Source organism: Moritella dasanensis ArB 0140, assembly GCF_000276805.1.
GTDB classification, from domain to species: Bacteria; Pseudomonadota; Gammaproteobacteria; order Enterobacterales; family Moritellaceae; genus Moritella; species Moritella dasanensis.
Genome location: NZ_AKXQ01000005.1, coordinates 109,529 through 133,143, shown reverse-complemented (window position 1 = coordinate 133,143; position 23,615 = coordinate 109,529). Strand labels below are relative to the sequence as shown.

At 42.7% G+C, this 23,615-nt stretch carries 16 protein-coding genes; 8 read left to right on the top strand and 8 right to left on the bottom strand.

Annotated elements, in window-relative coordinates; genetic code table 11:
- Nucleotides 1-16: 16 nt before the first annotated feature.
- The gene (locus A923_RS0105810; protein WP_017220719.1) at nt 17-379 is read right to left on the bottom strand and encodes an MmcQ/YjbR family DNA-binding protein; all 363 of its coding nucleotides are present in this window, start codon (nt 377-379) and stop codon (nt 17-19) included.
- A 257-nt stretch (nt 380-636) separates the two neighbouring features.
- Here A923_RS0105810 and A923_RS0105805 point away from each other — a divergent pair, with 257 nt between their 5' ends.
- Entirely contained in the window at nt 637-1,923 is a 1,287-nt protein-coding gene (locus tag A923_RS0105805) for a TolB family protein (protein ID WP_017220718.1), read from the top strand.
- A 21-nt stretch (nt 1,924-1,944) separates the two neighbouring features.
- On the opposite strand, the gene A923_RS0105800 is transcribed toward A923_RS0105805, so the two are convergent.
- Nucleotides 1,945-2,532, bottom strand: a complete 588-nt coding sequence (locus tag A923_RS0105800) for a LysE family translocator (protein ID WP_017220717.1) — start codon at nt 2,530-2,532, stop codon at nt 1,945-1,947.
- A gap of 116 nt (nt 2,533-2,648) precedes the next feature.
- Here A923_RS0105800 and A923_RS0105795 point away from each other — a divergent pair, with 116 nt between their 5' ends.
- Nucleotides 2,649-3,092: an Lrp/AsnC family transcriptional regulator gene (locus A923_RS0105795; RefSeq protein WP_017220716.1), complete on the top strand. Its 444-nt coding sequence runs from the start codon at nt 2,649-2,651 to the stop codon at nt 3,090-3,092.
- 160 nt (nt 3,093-3,252) lie between these two features.
- Complete coding sequence (locus A923_RS0105790) at nt 3,253-4,353, top strand: alkene reductase (RefSeq protein ID WP_017220715.1); 1,101 nt, start codon at nt 3,253-3,255, stop codon at nt 4,351-4,353.
- Nucleotides 4,354-4,502: 149 nt separating this feature from the next.
- On the opposite strand, the gene A923_RS0105785 is transcribed toward A923_RS0105790, so the two are convergent.
- The 5 genes from A923_RS0105785 to A923_RS0105765 all read right to left on the bottom strand — a co-directional run bounded on the left by A923_RS0105785 (nt 4,503) and on the right by A923_RS0105765 (nt 8,785).
- Nucleotides 4,503-5,867 carry a TrkH family potassium uptake protein gene (locus tag A923_RS0105785; RefSeq protein WP_017220714.1) on the bottom strand — a complete coding sequence of 455 codons (1,365 nt, stop codon included), beginning with the start codon at nt 5,865-5,867 and terminating at the stop codon, nt 4,503-4,505.
- 1 nt (nt 5,868) lies between these two features.
- Nucleotides 5,869-6,522, bottom strand: a complete 654-nt coding sequence (locus tag A923_RS0105780; RefSeq protein WP_017220713.1) for a potassium channel family protein — start codon at nt 6,520-6,522, stop codon at nt 5,869-5,871.
- A gap of 163 nt (nt 6,523-6,685) precedes the next feature.
- The gene (locus tag A923_RS0105775; RefSeq protein ID WP_017220712.1) at nt 6,686-7,384 is read right to left on the bottom strand and encodes a response regulator transcription factor; all 699 of its coding nucleotides are present in this window, start codon (nt 7,382-7,384) and stop codon (nt 6,686-6,688) included.
- Nucleotides 7,381-8,412, bottom strand: a complete 1,032-nt coding sequence (locus tag A923_RS0105770; protein WP_017220711.1) for a sensor histidine kinase — start codon at nt 8,410-8,412, stop codon at nt 7,381-7,383. Before A923_RS0105770 ends, A923_RS0105775 begins: the two co-directional genes overlap by 4 nt.
- A 79-nt stretch (nt 8,413-8,491) precedes the next feature.
- Nucleotides 8,492-8,785: an ArsR/SmtB family transcription factor gene (locus A923_RS0105765; protein ID WP_026006087.1), complete on the bottom strand. Its 294-nt coding sequence runs from the start codon at nt 8,783-8,785 to the stop codon at nt 8,492-8,494.
- Between the two features lie 219 nt (nt 8,786-9,004).
- Between A923_RS0105765 and A923_RS0105760 the strand changes: the two genes are divergently transcribed.
- The 4 genes from A923_RS0105760 (at nt 9,005) to A923_RS0105745 (ending at nt 17,159) form a co-directional block, all read left to right on the top strand.
- Nucleotides 9,005-10,708: an FAD-dependent oxidoreductase gene (locus A923_RS0105760; protein WP_017220709.1), complete on the top strand. Its 1,704-nt coding sequence runs from the start codon at nt 9,005-9,007 to the stop codon at nt 10,706-10,708.
- A 295-nt stretch (nt 10,709-11,003) separates the two neighbouring features.
- Nucleotides 11,004-12,470 carry a tryptophanase gene (gene tnaA / locus A923_RS0105755; RefSeq protein WP_017220708.1) on the top strand — a complete coding sequence of 489 codons (1,467 nt, stop codon included), beginning with the start codon at nt 11,004-11,006 and terminating at the stop codon, nt 12,468-12,470.
- 403 nt (nt 12,471-12,873) lie between these two features.
- Nucleotides 12,874-14,784, top strand: coding sequence for a methyl-accepting chemotaxis protein (locus A923_RS0105750; RefSeq protein WP_017220707.1), 1,911 nt, complete (start codon nt 12,874-12,876; stop codon nt 14,782-14,784).
- A gap of 464 nt (nt 14,785-15,248) precedes the next feature.
- Entirely contained in the window at nt 15,249-17,159 is a 1,911-nt protein-coding gene (locus tag A923_RS0105745; protein WP_017220706.1) for a methyl-accepting chemotaxis protein, read from the top strand.
- Nucleotides 17,160-17,286: 127 nt separating this feature from the next.
- On the opposite strand, the gene A923_RS0105740 is transcribed toward A923_RS0105745, so the two are convergent.
- Complete coding sequence (locus A923_RS0105740) at nt 17,287-18,615, bottom strand: anaerobic C4-dicarboxylate transporter (RefSeq protein ID WP_017220705.1); 1,329 nt, start codon at nt 18,613-18,615, stop codon at nt 17,287-17,289.
- 344 nt (nt 18,616-18,959) lie between these two features.
- On the opposite strand from A923_RS0105740, the gene fdhF reads away from it, so the two are divergent.
- Entirely contained in the window at nt 18,960-23,150 is a 4,191-nt protein-coding gene (gene fdhF / locus A923_RS0105735; RefSeq protein WP_017220704.1) for a formate dehydrogenase subunit alpha, read from the top strand.
- Nucleotides 23,151-23,615: the final 465 nt, after the last annotated feature.

Genomic DNA, 23,615 nt, shown 5'->3' with positions numbered 1-23,615 from the left:
TTGACGAGTTTTTTCGTTACTGATTTAAGCCGAGCTGTTTTTGTAGCGTCTTAGTCAGCCCTAACGACACGATGCGATAAGACTCTTTAATGTAATAGCTTAACTCCTCATCCGTTGCTATTTTGCTTTCGTAGTGCTGAATCCATTTCATGCCACGAGAAGCAAAGTAGGGGGCTGGTTTATAACCGGCGAGCTCACTTAAAAAATCAAAGTTAAGCTCGGAGGTTTTAAAAATGAATGCCGGTTGTTTATCTTTACCCAAACCACCAATCGCGAACACCTTGCCGCCAATCTTCCAGACATGCGAATTGTTCCATTGCATCACATAGGTGCTGGCTGACAATGCCCCGCAAAATTTATTGAATTCATCGTAAGTCATGGTCTGATCCTTGGTGCAATAATCGTTAGTTTTATTAATCTACTCTAGTATGCGTGGGGGATTCAAGTCTATTTTTAAAACGTAAAGTGGGAATCAATAAAAACACAGGGACTTACAAAGGCGATATAGAAATCCTAATGAGGTTTTGCCGTAATCACCGCATGATTAAGAGGGTATATCCTGTGCAGCGCAACATTGACTGGCTCTCTATGTTTCCTATACTCAACATCTAAGCCTTATCATTAAGGGGCAGGATAATGAACATACCCACCTTACGGATTATTGCTGGAAGATTACTGCTGTTGGGCCTGTGTACCGCTTTTTTGTCGGCCTGCAGTTCCGAGAAGATCATTGTGGCTATTGACGGCGGGCAAGGTAATGCAGACAGCGTTGAATCGAGCATCAGTGTTGACGGTAATTATGTGGCTTTTACGTCACGCGCTAACAACTTGGTGACAGATGACACCAACCTGAGTACTGATGTCTTTGTCTACGACCGTAACAGCGGGATCACCGAGCGGATCAGCGTCAAGAGTGATGGCAGTCAAGGGAATGGGGATAGCTCAGCACCGAGTATCAGTGGCAATGGCCGCTATGTGGCTTTTATCGCAGAAGCTAGCAATTTGGTATTCAACGATGTCAATCGTACCAAAGATGTGTTTATTCATGACCGCGACACTGATATCACCGAACGGATCAGTATCGCCAGTGATGGCAGTCAAGGTGATGCTGCTAGTTATCAAGTTGCCTTAAGTACTGATGGCCGTTATGTGGCTTTTACCTCCCTTGCTAGCAATCTCGTGGCAGATGATACCAACATTAGTGCCGATGTCTTTGTCCATGACCGTAACACTGCTATCACTGAACGGATTAGCGTCGCCAGCGATGGCAGTCAGGGTGACGGCTATCATCCCGCAATCAGTGCTGACGGTCGCTTTGTCGCTTTTACTGCCGATAGCAGTAATTTGGTGTTTAATGACAGCAATGGGATGAGTGATATTTTTGTTCACGACCGCAACAGCCATATTACCGAGCTAGTCAGTGGTTCCAATGATGGTAGTCAGGGCAACTTGGGCGCTATTTTTTCGGCCATTAGCGCTGATGGCCGTTATGTGGCTTTTGACTCCAGTTCTAATAACCTCGTATCAGAAGACACCAATGCTGCTGAAGATGTGTTTGTTCGTGACCGCAAGACAGGCCTAACCGAGCGGGTCAGCATCGCCATTGATGGTACTCAGGGGAATGCAAACAGCCATATCGCCAGCATCAGCGCAGATGGTCGCTATGTTGTGTTCCAATCTCTCGCCAGCACCTTAATATCATACGATAACAATAACTTCTCTGATATTTTTATCCATTATCGTTATGTTGGTATCACCGAACTGGTCAGTATTACCAGTAACGGCGGGCAGGGAAACTCACATAGTACTCGACCAGCTATTAGTGCTGATGGTAACTATGTGGTGTTTCAATCTCTTGCGAGTAATTTAATACAGGATGATAACAATGCTCGTTCTGATATCTTTTTTCGTAAAATTAACTAATGTGCTGTATTCGTTGAAAAATCACAGCATCGGCACAATTGAAAACACTAATAACCCTGCCATGCTGTAGTTGAACAGCTTAATGCGGTTTGGCGCTTGTAAGTTGCTTTGTAATTTTTTCCCAGCTGCTGTCCACAGGCCAACTGATGGCACAGTGATAAGCGCAAACACCAGCATTACCAGCAAAATTTCTTGCAGTTCAGCAGAGGCTGCATACACGCTGATTGCCGTAAGAACCATCGTCCAGGCTTTTGGATTTACCCATTGGAAGCTAGCGGCCGACAGAAAGGACATAGGTTTGTAATCAGATGCTTCGCTGGTCATGGCTTTGCTGGTAGCGATCTTAATTGCTAAATACAGCAGGTAGAAAATACTGACAATACGTAGCCCTTGCTGCACTGCTGGGTAAGTACTAAATAAACCCATCAAGCCAAAACCAACCAATACCACCATCACACTGAAACCAACAATAATGCCTAGCATGTGCGGTATGGTCCGTATAAAGCCAACGTTAGCACCTGAGGTCATTAGCATAATGTTGTTTGGTCCAGGGGAGACCGTTGAAACCAGCGCAAAGGTCATAAGTGCTATAAGTTGTTGATATTCCATTTTATACTCGCATTGTTGTTGTCGTTATGTTGTGTAGTTGTATTTTAAGTAACTATGCGGTAAATTTTGTGCCTATATTTGCTCTAATTGATGAAAATTAACAAGGAATGGTTGCTATGGATAGATTTGACGACAGGATCTTGCGTGAGCTTAAATTAAACGGCAGATTGTCCAATGTGGAACTAGCAGAACGGATCGGATTATCGGCTTCCGCGACATTACGTCGGGTCCAAGAATTGGAACGTAGTGACGTTATTCAAGGTTATCGCGCTGTCTTTAACGCCAAAAAACTGGGCATTGGTTTTATTGCTTATGTCACCATTGGTTTATCTAGCCACAGTAAGAAATCACAACACAGTTTTGAAGATAAAATAAAGGAAGCTGAACAGGTGACCGAGTGTCACAATGTGACGGGCTCAAGTGAATATTTGTTAAGGGTAGAAACCGAAGATTTGACCGCTTATAAACGTTTTCATTCTGGTGTACTGGGTGAGATCCCACAAGTCTATTCCATCACGACCTTGGTGGTGATGGATACGCCGAAAGATGAGCGGACTTAACACCTGCTGATAATCTCAGATTAAATCATTACCAAATATTATCAAAATCATTAAATATCATAATTTTATTATCAAAATGTTTTTCTATACACTGCTGTTATCGACACCAAGCAGGCCGCAAAGGGCTTGCTTAACGTTCGCAATTAACAGGAATGACAACATGACAAACGCACTATTTCAAACAATTAAACTTGGTAACCTTACGCTGAAGAACCGTATCGTAATGCCGCCAATGACGCGTTCTCGTGCCAGTCAGCCTGGTAATGTTGCGAACCAAATGATGGCCGATTATTATGCCCAACGAGCATCAGCAGGTCTGATTATCGCAGAAGGCACACAAATTTCACCTATGGGCCAAGGTTATGCTTGGACACCGGGTATCTATTCTGCAGCGCAAATTGCGGGTTGGAAAAAAGTAACAGATGCCGTGCACGCTAAAGACGGTGTTATCTTTGCGCAACTTTGGCATGTTGGTCGTGTTACTCACCCAGATAATATTGGCGGTATGCAACCAATCTCGTCTTCAGCAATGAAAGCTGAAAATGTAAAAGTATTCATTGATAATGGTACTGATGGACCTGGTTTTGTTGACGTTGTTGAACCGCGTGAGATGACTAAAGCTGACATTCAACTTGTTGTTGGTGAATACCGTCAAGCGGCTTTAAACGCTATTGAAGCGGGTTTTGATGGTATTGAGTTACACGCAGCAAACGGTTATTTGATTAACCAGTTTATTGATTCTGAAGCGAATAACCGTACCGATGAATACGGTGGTTGTATTGAAAACCGCTTACGTTTCCTAAGTGAAGTAATCGCTGCAATGGCAGAGGCGATTGGCGCTGACCGTATTGGTGTGCGTCTTGCTCCGTTTACGTCATTAAACGGTACTGTGGATGCAACGCCTATTGAAAGTTATACCTCTGCGGCTGCAGTATTAAATAATCACAAGGTTGCCTACATCCATTTTGCTGAAGTCGATTGGGATGATGCACCTGGAACACCAAAAGCATTTAAATTATCTGTTCGCGCCGTATATCAAGGCGTGCTTATCTATGCTGGTCGTTACAATGGTGCAAAAGGCGCTAGCGCTATCGAAGCTGGCGTAACGGATATGGTTGGATTTGGTCGTCCTTTTGTTGCCAATCCTGACTTACCAAACCGCCTTAAAAATAACTACCCATTAGCAATGCACAATCCAGATACCTTATTTGGTGGTGCAGAAGCTGGGCTGACTGATTACCCTGAGTACAGTGTTAGCTAGGCCTTCTTTTAACGATAAAAGTTAAGGTGTTAAAGGTTTTCAGTTTAGAAAAAATAAAGGCGAGACAATAGTGATATTGTGCTCGCCTGTCTTTAAGTTCGCACATGAACTGCATGGCTAACCTTATCACTTATTAACTCTATCGTTTATTAGCCAATCGCAAGCTTCGTTTCTGCGTAGCGCATTTTTTTGGTTCTTGGACTCGCGATAAAATAGGCGAGGGTTAATGGTCCTAAGCGCCCCATAAACATGATGAAAATGATAATGAATTGACCTACTTCTGAGAGTTCAGCCGTTAAACCACGGGATAGGCCAACAGTGCCTAATGCTGATACCGCTTCAAAAATAATATCAAGCATTGGCGCATTTTCACTGAGCAGCAGTGCAAAAATAGCCAGCCAAGTAACACCAATCGATATCATCGTTAGGGCGAGGGCTTTACTTACCGTGTCTTTGGCTATTTCACGTTTAAATATGTAGATGGATTCATCACGACGTAAATAACTGTATGTCGCCAAAATGAGTACCATAAATGTGACCACTTTAATTCCGCTTGCAGTACTCGATGAACCGCCACCAATAAACATTAATAACAGTGTTATCGCTGTCGTTGCATCTTCAAATTGGTCAATAGCTAATGTGTTGAAGCCAGCTGTTCGGGGGCTTACAGCCTGAAACCAAGAGGCTAACCACTTTCCTAGTTCGCTGAGTGGTGCTAGCGTATTTGGATTGTTGTATTCAATAAGATAGATAGCAATAACAGCGACAAGGTTGATGACCACCGTTCCAGCTATCATCATCCGGCTATAAACGGTTAAGCGTGACCAGCGGCGATTACGGCGTAGATCTGTCCAAACTGAAAATCCCAAACCGCCGATAATGAGTAAACCTGTAATGGTTAGGTTAACAACAGGGTCTGCAACATAAGGCATTAAACTATCCGCATTCAAAGCAAATCCGGCATTGTTAAATGCACTGATAGAGTAAAAAAAACCGTGGAATAAACTGGTTTCCCAGCCCAACTCAGCACTCCAATATACCGATAGGATCACCATACCAATCAGTTCGATGAGTAACGAAAAAGTGAGAACCGACTTGGCTGTGAATACTAAAGCAGAGGTATCGGTCTGGTTAAATGCTTCTCTGGCTACAGAGCATTGCAAAAAACTAATTTTTCCACCCAGAGCAATCAGTGTGACAATTGCGAAGGTCATTAACCCCAGACCACCACATTGGATCAGCAAAGCAATAATGATTTGACCAAATGTTGTAAAGACGGTGCCGGTATCTACGACCACTAATCCCGTCACCGTGACTGCTGATGTAGCAGTAAAAAAGCTTTGCACCCAAGAAATAGGCTCTAAAGTTGCCATTGGTAACTTTAACAAACAGGTTCCAAGTACAATTAAAACGGCAAAACTGCCACTTAAAATTAGAGGAGGGGCGCCAAGTAATTTTTTACCCGCTTTGGGTTTGCGCTCGATAGGGGAGATAGAGGGGTGCCATAATTCCATGTTACACCAACCTCGGTGCTATGTACTTTAGCTCCTTGCGTGTGCCACACAGCAATAAAGTGTCATTTTCGTGTAATACAAAAGAATCTGAAATATGAGTGAAAACTTCTTGGTCTCGATTAACTAACACTGCGTGAATATTGCGGCCCACATTGCCAAGCACCTGAGAGATCTGTTTATCATGCAGAGTTGGTTTTATGTGGATCTCTACAACATAGATCCCATGACCTATGGATAAGTAGTTATTCACCATCGGGTAATTGAGCGATTGTGCTACACGCACCCCCATTTCTTCTTCAGGGTGGATGATCCGCGACACCCCGAGTTTTGATACTATGGTGTGATGGGCCTTAGTACTTGCTTTAACCCAAATACCGTTTACGCCAAGATTCTTTAATGCCAGCGTGCAAAGTAAACTGGATTGCATATCTTTGCCTATCGCAATCAACACCGCTTCACTGTTGGCTAGGTTTAACTCTTTCAGCACACTTTCGTCGGTAGCGTCGCAGATAATCGCTTGAGTTAGTTCTTCCACATACTTTTCAACTATTTTAGGATCTTTGTCTACCCCTGTTACAGTGTGACCAAGATGAATTAATTCCAAGCTGGCTGAGATACCGAATCGCCCTAAACCAATAACTGTAAAATGAGCCATAATGACTACCTTTTCTATTGTTAAAAAGTAACTTACTGTTCTTCAAAGTAATGCAAGAATTTGTTCTTGAAAGTAATCTAGAATCTCTTCTTCAAAGTGATCTAGAGTCCCCACGAGTGCCGATTAGTACTCTACGCATTGGTATGTTTCGCAACGCAACAGATTAATGACGTTCAGTGCTATTCGTGATTAATCGGTAGCCTAGCCCTGATTCTGTTTTTATCAGCTGTTGAAGGTCGGCTGTGTCGTTTAGCTTCTTACGCAGTTGGCTGACTAAAATCCGTAGATAATGGCTATCATCTCGATGTGTATGCCCCCAAATATCTTCTAGAAACTCCTCTTGCTTCACTAACTTACCGGGCTGATTCAATAATTTTTCAATGAATGAAAATTCTTTTTTGGTTAAGGCGATGGCTTTATTATCCAGCCATACTTGATTGGTGCTTTTTTGTAATTTAAGTTGACCGCTGACTAACACATCGGCAAGAGGTGCCGTCTGAACCAAATCACGGACAAGTACCTTGATACGAACGATCAGTTCTTTGATACCAAATGGTTTACTCAAGTAGTCATTCGCTCCAGCTTCAAATAAGCGTACTTTTTCTTCCTCTTGATCTCTCGCTGTGAGGATCAGTACGGGGGTTTTGGCTGTTTTACGAATCGAATGCAAAAATTGAGCGCCATCACCATCTGGTAATCCCAGATCGAGTACTACAATATGTGGCCGTTCTTGACGGAAAGCCTCTTGTGCTGATTTAATCGATGTCGCGCCAACATAATGGAACCCTTCCGCAGTCAATGATATACGCATGAAAGTATGAATTTGTGGTTCGTCATCTACCACTAATACCGTGTAAGTCATTTATAGCTCTCCTTAGAGACGGGTAAACTGATACGAATAAGGCAGCCATGAGTAACGGCAACCGCTTCAATCTGCCCTTGATGAGCAGTCAAAATCCCCTTCGCCACCGCTAACCCTAATCCGGCTCCAGAGTCACTGCTTTTATGAGGGCTCTCGGTATAAAATAAGTCAAAAATATGTGCCGCTTGATCATTCGTAATACCATCGCCTTCATCCTGAATATCCAAAATGACATTATTACCTGCTTGATAGGCTTTAATATTGACCGTTTTATTGGAAGGGGTATAACGGAGTGCATTATCTAAGACATTAAAGATAGCTTGTTCAATCAAGGAGCTACTAATGAACAACGTCGGCAATGGCGTATCAATAACGAGCTTGATGCGTAGCCGTGATTCTGAGAAACGTGTAATAGTTTGGTTAACTACGTTTAAAATGGACTCTTCACTTTTATTGAATTTAAGTGCGCCGTGCTGCAATTTGGTGGCTTGAAGCAGGTTTTCTATGTATTGATGCAGTCGATGGCTTTCAGCCGTGGCACTGTCTAACAGCTCTATTTTATCGGACTCGCTGAGTTTTCCCATGTATTCTTTTAAGGTCGTTAGCGTACCGATGATCGTCGCTAATGGCGTGCGTAAATCATGAGAAACAGAGAGCAGAATACTGTTTCGAAGTTGAACTTGTTTTAACTCATTCTGCTGACGTTGATAATGCTCTGCTAATTGACTCGCCGTGAGTGCTACTGTGATAAATACCAGCAGGTTCAACATGTCGTCCATATGCAACATCTGTAGAGAATAACGCGGGGTTGTAAATAAGAAGTTAAAAATAACAGCTTCAAAAATGGCAGTGAAGTAAGCGAATTTAGCGTTACACCGTAAGGCCACTATCACGACTGCTAATTGTAAAATAAGCAAAACGGCAATGGTGGCACCAAACAGAAAGTCAATGAGAACGCTACTTAATAGAGCCGCTGAGAGTACAAAACACGTGAATGTTATGCGGTTAGAACGCCAATTTTTAAGCATGATATAAATAGCCATAAAGAATGATATATAGCTATTCTAGCAAAGGAGTCTCAGTTGTTCGCGTAAAGAAAGTGTAAAATTAATCACAAAAAATATTATAAAAACTGCCTATCAAGGCTTCAATACGTTCATCAGCCAAAGTGTAAAACACCGACTGCGACTCTTTACGTACCTTCACTATGTTGTTTTTTCTTAATACCGCTAAATGCTGTGAGAATGCCGACTGGCTTAGCGTTGAGTTTTCCTGCAATTGGCTGGCACTCATCTCGCCCTCAACCAACTGACATAACACCATTAATCTTTCTGGATGTGCCATGGTTTTTAATAAATCGGCCACTTCTGTAGCGCGTTCTTGCATGTCTATTAATTCCATTGTTAGCACTTACCATTATTAAATTTAAGGCCTTCAGTTTACTCGAGTAAAGCTAATGTAGTCAATGCTTGTTTAGCTTTTGCTACATTAGTGTTTGCTATATTAGACTTTACTAACTAAGTGTTCTATAGTGGTCATCAGTTTAAAACGTGGTTTATAGTTTTAAAGACTAAGATTTTTATAAAAATTAATTAACCTTTCCGTTTGGAGTAAATAGCTATGACAAAGATCGTAATTGTAGGTGGTGTTGCTGGTGGTGCTTCGGCGGCTGCCCGTGCTCGTCGTTTAAGTGAAGATGCGCAAATTATTATGTTTGAGCGTGGCCCTTTTGTCTCCTTTGCTAACTGTGGTTTGCCTTATCACATCGGCGGTGATATTACGGATCGTAGCAAGTTACTACTGCAAACACCTGACAGCTTTTTAGCGCGCTTTAATGTAGATGTACGGGTAATGAATGAAATTACCAGCATCAACCGTGCAGGAAAAACGGTGACAGTGAAGAACTTACTCGATGGCAGTGAATACACTGAATGTTACGATTTTCTATTATTAAGCCCAGGCGCTGGACCTATCGTACCGCCGATTCCAGGTATTGATAATCCGCTTACCCATTCTTTACGTAATATTCCAGATATGGATCGCATCCTGCAGACCATTGAAACCAACAACGTGGAACATGCCACTGTTGTTGGCGGTGGTTTTATTGGTTTAGAGATGATGGAAGCATTTCAGCAACGGGGTATCAAAACCACATTATTAGAGCTTGCAGACCAAGTGATGATGCCTGTCGATAAGGAAATGGCTGGTTTTGCACATGTCGAAATTCGTGAGAAAGGCATCGATTTACGTCTTGGTACGGCATTATCAGGTGTCGAATATGTGCCTGAAATTCATATCGCCAACGAAGAGTCTGGTGAAAATAGCAATCATCAACATATTAATGGTCATTTGAATCTATCGCTGAGTAATGGCGAGTCGTTAAAGACTGAACTGCTAATCATGGCGATTGGTGTCCGCCCTGAAACGGCGTTAGCGAAAAATGCTGGTTTAGCTATTGGTGAACTTGGCGGCATTAAAACTAATACTCAAATGCAGACCAGTGATCCGGCTATTTATGCCGTGGGTGATGCGATTGAAGAACTCGATTTTGTCACTGGTGAAGCCACGATAGTACCACTTGCTGGACCCGCTAACCGTCAAGGTCGTATGGCTGCAGACAACATGTTAGGCCGTAATGAACATTATCAAGGCACCCAAGGTACGGCGATTTGTAAGATCTTTGACTTAGCTATTGCCTCGACAGGCAAAAATGAAAAGCAATTAAAACGTGATGGTATCGCGTTCGAAAAAGTCTATGTGCATACCGCCAGTCATGCAAGTTATTACCCGGGTGCAGAGATGGTCTCGTTCAAAATGTTGTTTGATCCTGTCACTGGCAAAATCTTAGGCGCGCAAGCAGCAGGTAAAGACGGCATTGATAAACGTATTGATATCATGGCTGTGGCTCAACGTGCTGGCATGACAGTCGCGCAGTTACAACATTTAGAGTTAACTTACGCGCCACCTTTTGGCAGTGCTAAAGACGTGATAAATCAAGCGGCGTTTGTTGCACACAACCTCATGCAAGGCGATGCAACCGCGATCCACTTTGATGAAATAGATAACTTAACGGACAAGCAATTATTACTGGATGTACGTAATCCCGGAGAACTGGAAAAGTTGGGCCGTATTGGTGACGCAATCAATATTCCAGTGGATGAATTACGTCAACGTATGCATGAGTTACCAAAAGACAAAGAGATCATTATCTATTGTCAGGTAGGCTTGCGTGGCAATGTCGCTTATCGTCAATTAGTTAATAATGGTTTTAAAGCCCGTAACTTAATTGGTGGTTACCGTACTTACCTGTTTGCTAAAGCTTAGGGCTAATCACATTTTAGAGGTGTAAATATGTACTTATTCATTGATGTAAAATACACTTATGGATAGGTATCACGTGTTACTTTTTATCAAAGAGAAGTATATAAATGAGCATACACCTCAACTTCACCATCGAGCATACCCCAGCGCTAACACTGTTAGCTTGGTATAACATCGATCATCAGCTTACCTGCCGTTTGTCTTCAGAATAACTTCTATAAGTTATAGGCGATTTTTGACCTCGCCTTAAATCAACTTCGTATTATTTAAACAACTAATTACCCACGAAGGTATTCTTATGGAAAATTTTAAACATCTGCCAGAACCGTTCCGCATCCGTGTTATTGAACCAGTAAAGCGTACGACACGTGAGCACCGTGAAAAAGCCATTTTAAAAGCCGGTATGAATCCATTTTTACTCGACAGTGAAGACGTGTTTATTGATCTACTGACCGACAGTGGTACTGGTGCTATTACCCAAGACATGCAAGCGGCGATGTTTCGGGGTGATGAAGCATACAGCGGCAGTCGCAGTTATTACGCGCTAGCGAATGCAGTGAAAGATATTTTTGGTTATGAACATACCATTCCGACGCATCAAGGTCGTGGCGCCGAACAAATTTACATCCCGGTATTGATTAAAAAACGTGAGATGGAAAAAGGCTTAGACCGTAATAAGATGGTGGCACTGTCGAACTATTTCTTTGATACGACGCAAGGGCATACACAAGTGAACTGCTGCGTCGCTAAAAATGTCTACACAGAAGATGCGTTCAATACCGCTGTTAATGCCGATTTTAAAGGTAATTTCGACCTTATTAAACTAGAAGAGGCAATCCTTGAAGCGGGCGCCATTAATGTCCCTTATATTGTCAGTACTATTACTTGTAACTCTGCGGGCGGCCAACCTGTTTCTATCGCCAACTTAAAAGCCGTGTATGCAATAGCGCAAAAATATGCCATACCAGTGGTGATTGATTCTGCCCGTTATGCCGAGAATGCTTACTTTATTCAGCAGCGTGAAGCGGATTATAAACACTGGACCATTGCAGCGATCACCCGTGAATCTTATAAGTATGCCGATGTCCTTGCTATGTCAGCGAAAAAAGATGCCATGGTACAAATGGGCGGGTTACTTTGTTTTAAAAATGATTTGATGATGGACGCTTATCGAGAATGTCGTACTTTGTGTGTCGTGCAAGAAGGTTTCCCTACTTATGGTGGTCTAGAAGGCGGCGCGATGGAACGTCTTGCGGTTGGTCTTTACGATGGTATGCGTCAGGAGTGGTTGGCGTATCGTATTGGACAGGTGCAATACCTTGTTAATGGATTAGAAAGTATTGGTATTGTATGTCAACAAGCGGGTGGTCATGCCGCCTTCGTTGATGCCGGTAAATTACTGCCACATATTCCCGCTAGTCAATTTCCAGCCCATGCGTTAGCGTGCGAGTTATATAAAGTAGCAGGTATCCGTGCGGTTGAGATCGGCTCGTTGTTACAAGGTCGGGATCCGACGACGGGCGAGCAACATGCTTGCCCTGCAGAGCTGCTTCGTTTGACCATTCCCCGTGCGACGTATACGCAAACCCACATGGACTTCGTGATTGAAGCATTCGAAAAGGTGAAAGAGAACGCCGCTAATGTAAAGGGTCTGGATTTCACTTACGAGCCACCGGTACTTCGTCATTTTACTGCGCTGCTTAAAGAGGTTGAAACAGACCCAGAAAAAGGCAACGTCGAGCCTAAAGTCCTAGCCGAAGTTTAATCCCGAATAATATGCTGCCACCTTTTTATTTACAGTAATTTGGTGGCGCTTTTTTGTTTTATATTAGGGACTATCTTCGACACATCTTCTGTTCTATTTCTATATCGACACCTCACTCACAACACCTCTTAATAAGTACTGTTAATTATTTTATAATTTTTTGTTAATGTTTAACGGAAAGAAGCCGATATACTGCTTTGTGTCATTGATGGATTATTCAGAACATTCTCGTTATTAGGAAGTGATAAATAGAGAATGAAGAGCGTAACTAAGAGTATGAGGTTGATTTTAATCCAACTCCAACTCCAACTCTAATTTTGCTAGACACTGCAGCTGCTAATTTTTATGGATGTAAATTATTTCAGCAGCTAACCTCTGAGCTATCTAATTGTGGAATAAAATAATGTTAAAAAATTTAGGCTTTAAAAGACTCATCATATTGTCGGTAGTGATCTTACTGACCGCTATTTTACTTGTCTCAAACATAATTTCTTACAATATAATTAAATCTAAAACCATTGAAGATGTGAATACGCTATCTAGCTCAATCGTAAGCTATGAAGCTAATAAAATTGAAGATTGGTTCACCACAAAAACGGATGCACTTAATGTCCTTAACCAAAAATACAAGTCCAATAGCCTAGGTGATGATTACGTCACCATCGCAAGACTAGTAAAAGAAACCAATGGTTTTGGTGGGGTATTTTTTGCTTTTGATGATGGTGTGACTTATTCCACTGCTGTCGATCCAAGTTGGGTTAATGGCGTTGCGATTACAGCGCGTTATGATGCGCGTCAACGTCCTTGGTATAGCATGGGTAAAAACACGGCCACGTTCGATGTTTCCGATGTTTATAACGATGCTGGCACAGGTCAGCCGGTTATTTCAGTGGTTCGTAACCTAGGTAATGGTGTGTTACTGGGTGACATTGATTTAAGCATTCTTGAAGATACCGTTAAAAATGTTAATTATCCTGGTTCCGTTACCGCCATTATGGATGGTGAAGGTAATGCATTAGCATCAAATTCAATGACATTGAGAACCGGTGTTAATTTTTCTGATGTTGGTATGGGGAATGTCAAAACAGGTATGTTAAGTGGGCATGCTAATACCACCGCTTATACGTTAGGTGGTGTCGATAAACTTGCCTTTACCCAAGAGATCACTCTTGTTAATGGCAAAAAATGGTACTTATTTATTGGTGTTGATAAATCAGTTGCTTATGCAGAAGTAGATGAGGCATTAGAAACGTCGATTGTGGTATCTATTATTATGCTCGCAATCGGCTTATTCTTGACTGTGACGGTAATGAATATCGTTTATCGTCCGATTATGTCGTTGAAAGAAGTGGTCACGGATCTATCTAAAGGTAATGGTGATTTAACGCGTCGTTTACCGATTGAAAGCAACGATGATTTAGGGGATATTTCGGCAGGTATTAATGCGTTCATTGCGAATCTGCAAACCTTGATGTTAGAGATCGATAACTCTTCACAACATATTTCTGAAAGTGTTGGTAAGTTAGAGCAACAAACGACGACCAATAATCAAGTATTAGAAGCGCATTCAATTGAAACGGATCAAATCGCCGCGGCAGTTGAAGAAATGAGTGCAACGGCCAATGATGTTGCCAGTAATGCGGAAGAAGCGTCGCAATTTACCGATGCAATGAATAAGCAGGTCGGTACGTCGAAAGTAACTGTCACAGCAACCACATCAACGGTCTCTAAACTGGTTGAGAATGTGGAAAGTTCATCAAAAAGTATCGAAGACATAGAGAAAGATACACAAGCCATCACTAAAGTACTGAATGTGATTGGTGCGATTGCTGAACAGACAAACTTACTGGCACTTAACGCGGCAATTGAAGCGGCGCGAGCCGGTGAGCAAGGTCGTGGTTTTGCTGTGGTCGCTGATGAAGTACGTGCACTTGCGGCGAGAACACAAGTGAGCACGGCTGAAATTAAAGAGACGTTGGATGCATTAACGGCGGGTTCAAGTTCTGCGATAATAGCGATGAATATGACACAAGAAACGTGTCAGCAAGCTGCTGAAAGTACTTATGCAGTAGCGGCAGACTTGGATCATATTGCTAGTTCTGTTACGCAAATTAATGATTTAAACACGCAAATTGCAACAGCAGCGGAAGAGCAGAGTAGTGTGTCGCTAGAAGTGACGCGTAACATGACTGCAATCCGTGAAATGGCGCAAGAGTTAGCGATAAATGGTCAATCTACCGCGCAAGAATCGGTAAATGTGGCTGTCGCAAACGAGCAACTAAAATCAATTGTGGGTCAGTTTAAACTAAGATAATTTTTCATCTTATTAAATTAAACTGAATGCAATCAAAAGCCATTAAGTGTTAATACTTAATGGCTTTTTTTTAACTCGATTTTATCTAATCACAATTCGACCTAATACATAGCCAACCAAACTGAAACAACCCCGATTAATCCTACGCATACCTCCGCGATCATGCTTGGTTTGAAACAAGGCTGTTAGGTACACACGTGGACAGTAATTAATTATTAATTATTTTATGGTTTTTTATTAATGTTTCCCCAATAAGTGCCGATACGCTACATAATGTGTCATTGATGGATTATTCAGAACATTCTCTTTATTAGGAAGTGATAAATAGAGAATGAAGAAAACAGCTAGGATTATGCGATTAATTTAAAGCATATTCTAAAGTTGTTAGACACTACTGCGGTGAATATTATGGACGTAAATTTTCTGCAGCTAATCTCTAATCTATCTAATTGTGGAATAAAATAATGGTAAAAAATTTAGGATTCAAAAAAGTCATCATATTGTCGGTAATTGTCTTACTGACCGCTATTTTACTGGTTTCAAATATAATTTCTTATAATATAATTAAATCTAAAACCATTGAAGATGTGAATTTTCTGTCGAGTTCAATAGTAAGTTACGAAGCCAATAAAATTGAAGATTGGTTTACAGCAAAAACGGATGCGCTTAACGCGATATCCCAAAAACATAAGTCAAATAGCCTAGGTGACGATTACGTCACAATCGCGCGACTTATAAAAGAAACCAGTGGTTTTGCTAACGTCTTTTTCTCATTCGATGATGGTGTCTCGTATTCTACCGCTAGAAATGCAGACTGGGTTAATGGCGTTGCGATAACTGCACGTTATGATGCGCGTAAACGTCCTTGGTATACCAAAGGTAAGAACACGGCAACGCTAGATGTGACGGATGTTTATAACGCGAGAAGCACGGGCCTTCCGGTTATTTCAGTGGTTCGTAATATTAGCAACGGTGTGCTGTTAGGCAATATTGGTTTAGAAATTCTTGAAGAAACCGTTAAAAATGTCGACTACCCTGGTTCTGTCACTGCCATTATGGATAGTGATGGCAATGCATTAGCGTCAAATTCAATAGCGTTGAAAACGGGCGTTAACTTTTCTGATATCGGTATGGGTAACGTTAAAATAGCGATGCTAAATCAGCATGCCAATACAACGAATTATACTGTCGGTGGTGTCGATAAATTAGCGTTTACGCAAGAAATTACCCTTATTAATGGTAAGCGCTGGTATTTATTTATTGGTGTTGATAAGTCAGTTGCTTATGCAGAAGTTGATGAGGCGTTAGAAAGTGCTTTTGTGGTCTCTGCTATCATGCTCGCAGTCGGTTTATTCTTAACTATTACTGTGCTGAATATAGCCTATCGTCCGATCGTATCACTGAAAGAAGTTGTGATGGATTTATCTAAAGGTAATGGTGATTTAACGCGCCGCTTACCAGTGGAAAGCAACGATGATTTAGGTGATATTTCGGCAGGTATTAATGCCTTCATTATGAACCTGCAAACCTTGATGTTAGAGATTGATAATTCTTCACAGCATATTTCAGAAAGTGTAGGCAAACTAGAACAACAAACGGTGAGCAATAACCAAGTACTGGATGCTCACTCAATCGAAACAGACCAAATCGCCGCAGCAGTTGAAGAAATGAGTGCAACGGCAAATGATGTTGCCAGTAATGCGGAAGAAGCGTCGCAATTTACCGATGCAATGAATAAGCAGGTCGATACGTCGAAAGTAACGGTGACAGCAACCACATCAACGGTCTCTAAACTGGTTGATAATGTGGAAAGTTCATCAAAAAGTATCCAAGACATTGAGAAAGATACGCAAGCCATCACCAAAGTACTGAATGTGATTGGTGCGATTGCTGAACAAACCAATCTGCTGGCGCTTAACGCGGCAATTGAAGCGGCGAGAGCGGGCGAACAAGGTCGTGGTTTTGCTGTGGTAGCTGATGAAGTGCGTGCACTTGCGGCGAGAACACAAGTGAGCACGGCTGAAATTAAAGAGACGTTAGATGCATTAACGGCGGGTTCAAGTTCTGCAATTTTAGCGATGAACATGACACAAGAAACGTGTCAGCAAGCTGCTGAAAGTACTTATGCAGTAGCGACAGATTTGGACCATATTGCCAGTTCTGTTACTAAAATAAATGATTTAAATACGCAAATTGCAACGGCAGCGGAAGAGCAGAGTAGTGTGTCGCTTGAAGTGACGCGTAACATGAGCGCTATCCGTGAAATGGCGCAAGAGTTAGCGATAAACGGTCAATCTACCGCGCAAGAATCGGTAAATGTGGCTGTCGCCAACGAGCAACTAAAATCAATTGTGGGTCAGTTTAAACTAAGATAATTTTTCATCTTGTTAAATTAAACTGAATGCAATAAAAAGCCATTAAGTGTTAATACTTAATGGCTTTTTTTTAACTCCAGTTTATTAATTTGACCGTATTCGCTAGCGCTTATTAATCAATGACAATTTATCCAATCACTATTTGACCTAATACATAGCCAACCAAACAAGCAGAAACAACCCCGATTAAACCCACCGCCATAAACGAATGGTTGAAGTAGTACTTACCAATTTTAGTAGTACCCGAGTTATCAAAGTTCACGGTTGCAATGTCTGACGGATAGTTGGGAATAAAGAAGTAACCATATACCGCAGGCATTAAACCGATCACCAAGGCTGGTTCTAATCCCAGTGCTAAACCCACGGGTAACATCATCCGTGCTGTCGCTGCTTGTGAGTTCACTACCACAGAGACAATAAACAGTGCTAACGCAAACGTCCAAGGATGTAACGTCACCATATCAACAATACCAGCTCTGAATTGCGGCATTGCGTATTGGAAATAAGTATCAGACATCCAGGCGATACCAAAAATAGCAATGGCGGCAACCATACCTGATTTGAACACCACGCCATTAGGCACATCGCGCGGATCAGTTTTAGTCGCGAGTAAGATCACACCACCAAACGCCAACATCATCATTTGGATCACCACCGACATTTTGATTGGCGCTGCGCCTTCGGTGATCGTCCTAATTTCAGGGAACATGGCAATCACCACGATAGACAAGATTGCGCCTAAAAAGATAAGTACTGCGTTACGGGCTTTGGTTGGTAACTTTTCATCTAACGAAGTGGATGTGGTATTTAAGATCTTTTCACGCCAGATTGGATCTTTTAAGCGTGCTTGGTATTCCTCATCATCGTCTAATTCTTTGCCACGACGTAAGCTATACAGTGCCAGCATTAAAGTACCAAATAACGTCGACGGCACAGTCACCATTAAGATCGACAGTAGGGTAATGGAGCTATCGATATCCACTAACTGGGCTAAATAGAATACCACCGCCGCCGAGAGTGGTGATGCGGTGATCGCGATTTGCGATGCGACTGATGCAGCCGCCATCGGACGTTCTGGACGAATGCCATTTTTAAGCGCCACATCACCAATGATTGGCATAATTGAATATACCGCATGACCAGTACCGAGCAAAAATGTCATTGCATACGTAACAAAAGGCGCAATGATGGTGACGCGTTTTGGGTTTTTTCTTAAAATACGTTCTGCAACTTGCAGCATATATTTAAGCCCGCCTGCTGCTTCGAGAATTGAAGCACAGGTTACCACCGCTAAGATAATCAACATTACCGTGACAGGGGGCGAAGTCGGCGGCATTTTGAAGATAAATACTTCAATCACCAAGCCAATCCCAGAGACAACCCCTAACCCTATGCCACCATATCGGGAACCGATATAGAGTACGACCAATAAAAACAGAAATTCAAAATACAACATAACACTACCTTTTATATAACTTTATGGGTAGTAAAGTATCTTGTAAACAAGATCGTTAAATTGAACTATTCCTCAGTTCGAGTAGAAGAGGCGATTATTTAATGCGCAATTGATATGAAATAAGTTTTTGATAAATAATGTAATGATGACTCAGTAATGTGAGGTTCAGCTTATATTTTCTCCCATCATGGTTAAAACTAACTTGGTCTAACAATGTAGATGTCTTTGTGTGTTTAAAAAAATCACAGCGGACAGTGTTTCAAATCAAAGCATTTTTCACTGCTTTTGCTAGATTGGCAGCATATATCAAATAATGCAATTCAGAGATCTTTACGAGGCCACCTATGATAAATGTTACATTCAACGGACAACCATTTTCCGTCACAGCGCAGCAAACGCTACTTGAAGCGGCAACAGACTGTAATATTGACATCCCCTCATTGTGTGGCTTGAATAAAAGCGGTGAGAAAGTACCGTGCGATCTTTGCGTTGTCGATATCGCCGGGCAAGGGATTAAACGAGCTTGTGAAATGTCACCCGTAGAAGGTATGGCTGTCACTACCGCATCTGAAACCTTGTCTTCATTACGCCAAAAATCATTAAATCGTATTCTCTCTGATCACTATGCTGATTGTGAAGCGCCGTGTCAGACTGCTTGTCCTGCTGGCGTTGATATTCAATCTTACCTGTACCACATTTCCCAAAACGACCATGCTAAAGCGGTTGAAGTGATTAAACGCACCTTACCTATGCCGTTGTCGATTGGGCGTGTGTGTCCGGCCTTTTGTGAAACCGAATGTCGCCGAGGTTTGGTCGATGAACCGGTCGCTATTCGTCAATTAAAACGTCATTCAGCAGATATCGACTTGGAATCACAAGAACAATACGTGCCAGTGAAAAAACCAACAAGAGGCGAATCTATTGCCGTTGTTGGTAGTGGCCCTGGTGGCTTGACCTGTGGTTATTACCTCACCAACGAAGGTTATGACGTGACGGTATTTGAATCCATGCCGGATGCAGGGGGTTGGTTACGTTATGGCATACCCGAGTATCGCTTGCCAAAAGCCATTCTAGCGAAAGAAATTGAGATCATGTGCCGTAACGGCATGCAATTGCTGACCAATAAAAAATTGGGGCGTGATTTTACCCTAACAGAACTGACTCAAGACTATGATGCCGTGTGCTTAGCGGTTGGCGCGTCGCAAGCGGTCGACATGAAATACACGGGTAGTGACTTTGATGGTTGTTATTTGGGCGTTGATTACCTTAAAGATTACGTCACCGACGGCAACTACACCACAGGTAAAAAAGTAGCGGTGATTGGTGGTGGTAATACCGCGATTGATTGCGCGCGAACTGCAGTACGTGATGGCGCTGACACTACCTTGATTTATCGCCGTACCCGCGCCGAAATGCCGGCGGAAGATTATGAGATTTTAGAAGCTGAACACGAAGGGGTTAAATTCCACTTTTTGACTAATCCGGTTGAAAACATCGCCGATGCTAATGGCCGTGTACGTGAAGTTAAATTAGAAAAAATGGCTTTAGGTGAACCGGATGCCTCAGGTCGCCGCCGCCCAGAACAAACTGGTGAGTATTTTACCGAAGCCTTTGATACTGTCATCGCGGCGGTATCGCAAAAGCCTGATTTAAGCTTCATGGACCAAGAAATATTAGATCTACCGCTGACCCGTTGGAATACTCAAGATGCTAATCCTGACACTATGTATTCTGGTGTTGGTAATGTGTTTAGTATTGGTGATTTCCGCCGCGGACCGGCGACGGCAATCGAAGCCGTTGCCGATGGTCGAATTGCCGCAGAAGCGATTGATCGTTACTTTGATGGTGATATGGAAAATATCCCGGTTAAACAATTTAACTCAAAAAAAGCGCCTAAGCTAAAACAGGTAGATACCGCGCAATTCGATAGCATTAAACAAGCGATGCGTTCAGTGATGCCAGAGTTGAGCCCACAAGCACGTGAATTAAGCTTTGCTGAAGTGGAAACCGGTTTTGATAATGACGAAGCCATGCGTGAAGCGGCGCGTTGTTTAGAGTGTGGTTGCCAGGCCAATACCGACTGTCAATTGCGAGACTTTGCTACTGAATATAAAGTGGCTGATACCGATATTGATACAAACAGCAGCCAAGAAGGCTGTCAGAAATTCGCTGTCGATGATAGCGCTGAGTTTATCGTCTTTGATGCCAACCGTTGTATCAGTTGCGGCCAATGTGTTGATGCTTGTAACGAACAGGCGGTACATGGTGTGCTGAGTTTCATGAAAAATGATGACGGAAAGTCAGCAGACCGTCCTGCATGTCGCCCTGGTTTTGAGCGTGGTTTTAGTATGGGTGATTCTGACTGCGTGCAATGTGGGCGCTGTGTACAGGTGTGTCCAACCGGGGCTTTGGTTGACAGCCGTGATAAATCTCAAGGCCGTATTGAAATTCTCAAACCAGTCGATAGCATTTGTACCTATTGTGGTGTGGGTTGTAATTTGACCATGTACGTTGACGAAGCGCAGAATAAGATCCGTTATGTACAAGGCGTGAAAGACTCACCAGTAAACCAAGGTATGTTATGTGTGAAAGGGCGCTTTGGCTTTGATTTTGTCAGTAGCAGCGAGCGTCTTACAACACCATTAATTCGTAAAGATGGCGTACTCCAACCTGCGAGCTGGGAAGAGGCTATCACGCTGGTTGCGGCTAAGTTTAATGCTATTAAAACCAACTATAGCGGTAATGCTCTGGCAGGTTTCTCGTCAGCAAAAACCACCAATGAAGATAACTTCGCGTTCCAGAAATTCATTCGCCGTGAGTTAGAAACCAACAATGTCGATCATTGTGCTCGTTTGTGTCATGCCTCGACAGTGACAGGGCTCGAAGCATCGATTGGTAGTGGCGCGATGACCAACGATATTCCCAGTATTAAACATTCGGATGTGATATTCATTATTGGTTCTGATACCACCTCTGCGCACCCGATTATTGCCTCGCATATCAAGCAAGCAGTGCGCCATGGTAACGCACGTTTGATTGTTGCCGATCCTAAACGCATCGATATTAGCGATCATGCGCAATTGTATGTCGCCCATCGTCCGGGTACAGATGTGATGTTAATGAACGGCATCATGCAACAAATAATTAAAAACGATTGGCACGATAAGGCTTATATTAGCGATCGTACCGAAGGTTTTGCAGCGTTAAAAGCAGAAGTCATGTCTGACAGTTATGCACCAGATAAAGTTGAGTTGATCACGGGCGTGAAAGCGCAAGACGTGATTAAAATGGCAGAGATGATTGGCACGGCAGAACGTACCGCTGTGTATTATTCGATGGGTATCACTCAGCATACAACCGGTCATGATAACGTGCGTTCTGTTGCCAACCTGCAAATGCTGTGTGGCAACATAGGTATTGAAGGCGGCGGCATTAACCCATTACGTGGTCAGTCTAATGTGCAAGGTGCTTGTGACATGGGCGCACTGCCGGGTGATTACCCTGGTTATCAGAAAGTGACAAAACCGACAGTACAGGCCAAATTCGCTAAAGCGTGGAATAAAGCTAATTTACCCAAAGAACCGGGTCTCACGCTAACTGAAATTATTGATGCTGCATGTCATGGTAAAGTAAAAGGGCTGTACGTGATGGGTGAAAATCCAATATTGAGCGATCCAAACCAAGCACACGTTATTGAAGGTATTGAAGCATTAGACTTCTTAGTGGTGCAAGATATCTTCTTAACCGAAACGGCGCAGTATGCAGATGTCGTCTTGCCATCGTGTTCATTTGCAGAGAAATCTGGTCACTTCACCAATACTGAACGCCGTGTGCAACGTATTTCGCCTGCGGTTAAGCCACCAGGTGAAGCGAAAGAAGATTGGGTTATCATTCAAGATATTGCTAATGCTATGGGCAGTGACTGGGCATATCAATCGGTTGAGGATATTACCAAAGAAATTACCCAATTGACGCCTCAGTATGCCGGTATCCATTGGGATAGCGTCGGTAAAAATGGCGTGCAATGGCCCTGTGCTGATGGTGAATCTGAAGGTACGCGATTGATGCATACCCAACAGTTTACCCGTGGTAAGGGTGAGATGGTGGCTGTGCCATTCCGTTATGCCGCAGAGTTACCTGATGATGAGTATCCGTTGATCTTGACTACGGGGCGTTTACTGGAGCAGTTCCATACCGGCACCATGACCCGTAAAACGAAAGGCTTAGATAACCTTGCTGGCCCACGGGCGATGATCTCGGTGGCGGATGCAGAGCGATTAGGCATTAGTAATGGTGAGATGCTGACGGTATCGACACGTCGCGGCAGCATTGAAACGCCGGCATTTGTGACTAAGCGTATGCAAGAGGGCGTGGTGTTTGTGCCATTCCATTTTGCCGAATCACCGGCGAACCGCTTGACCACTACAGCAACGGATCCACATGCCAAGATCCCTGAGTTTAAAGTGGCTGCAGTGAAGATCGCAAAGGCATTGGTGGGCACGACTTCTGTGACAAGAGAGGCTGTAACCAATTAGCTGTGAATAGAGTGGCAGTAATTGCGAACTAGGATGCAATTTGACCTAGCGCATTTACTTTAAATTGACAGAAGCATATAATGAGCTCGCTTTATTATATGCTTCTCGCATAAAGTTACATAACTATGTTAAACAGTTACGTTATATAGTTACATTTAAGTCAAACCTAAGGTACCGAGATGACGCCGCCATAACGCTAACCCCCCCTCTAAACAATTTATATGACTTTTGTAATTAAAGTCAGGCTCTTACGCACCGTAAGATTATTATAAATTGGACTATATCAACACTATATTAGTATTCGCATATTTATCTATCGAGATAATATGGCTTATTGTTGATGATCACTATTTCCTGACATATTTTAAACAGGAATTCTCCAGTATGGTATTTTTACCATCGCTATTTATCGTTTAAAAGTACATTAAATTGAATGCGGCTTAGCGTCGTGGGATCTGCCCTTAT

Coding starts and splice junctions, on each gene's coding strand:
- A923_RS0105740 (WP_017220705.1), bottom strand. CDS start 18,615: ATGTTGTATTTTGAATTTCTGTTTTTATTGGTCGTACTCTATATCGGT.
- A923_RS0105790 (WP_017220715.1), top strand. CDS start 3,253: ATGACAAACGCACTATTTCAAACAATTAAACTTGGTAACCTTACGCTG.
- A923_RS0105795 (WP_017220716.1), top strand. CDS start 2,649: ATGGATAGATTTGACGACAGGATCTTGCGTGAGCTTAAATTAAACGGC.
- A923_RS0105770 (WP_017220711.1), bottom strand. CDS start 8,412: ATGCTTAAAAATTGGCGTTCTAACCGCATAACATTCACGTGTTTTGTA.
- A923_RS0105775 (WP_017220712.1), bottom strand. CDS start 7,384: ATGACTTACACGGTATTAGTGGTAGATGACGAACCACAAATTCATACT.
- A923_RS0105750 (WP_017220707.1), top strand. CDS start 12,874: ATGTTAAAAAATTTAGGCTTTAAAAGACTCATCATATTGTCGGTAGTG.
- A923_RS0105760 (WP_017220709.1), top strand. CDS start 9,005: ATGACAAAGATCGTAATTGTAGGTGGTGTTGCTGGTGGTGCTTCGGCG.
- tnaA (WP_017220708.1), top strand. CDS start 11,004: ATGGAAAATTTTAAACATCTGCCAGAACCGTTCCGCATCCGTGTTATT.
- A923_RS0105800 (WP_017220717.1), bottom strand. CDS start 2,532: ATGGAATATCAACAACTTATAGCACTTATGACCTTTGCGCTGGTTTCA.
- A923_RS0105810 (WP_017220719.1), bottom strand. CDS start 379: ATGACTTACGATGAATTCAATAAATTTTGCGGGGCATTGTCAGCCAGC.
- A923_RS0105780 (WP_017220713.1), bottom strand. CDS start 6,522: ATGGCTCATTTTACAGTTATTGGTTTAGGGCGATTCGGTATCTCAGCC.
- A923_RS0105785 (WP_017220714.1), bottom strand. CDS start 5,867: ATGGAATTATGGCACCCCTCTATCTCCCCTATCGAGCGCAAACCCAAA.
- A923_RS0105805 (WP_017220718.1), top strand. CDS start 637: ATGAACATACCCACCTTACGGATTATTGCTGGAAGATTACTGCTGTTG.
- fdhF (WP_017220704.1), top strand. CDS start 18,960: ATGATAAATGTTACATTCAACGGACAACCATTTTCCGTCACAGCGCAG.
- A923_RS0105745 (WP_017220706.1), top strand. CDS start 15,249: ATGGTAAAAAATTTAGGATTCAAAAAAGTCATCATATTGTCGGTAATT.
- A923_RS0105765 (WP_026006087.1), bottom strand. CDS start 8,785: ATGGAATTAATAGACATGCAAGAACGCGCTACAGAAGTGGCCGATTTA.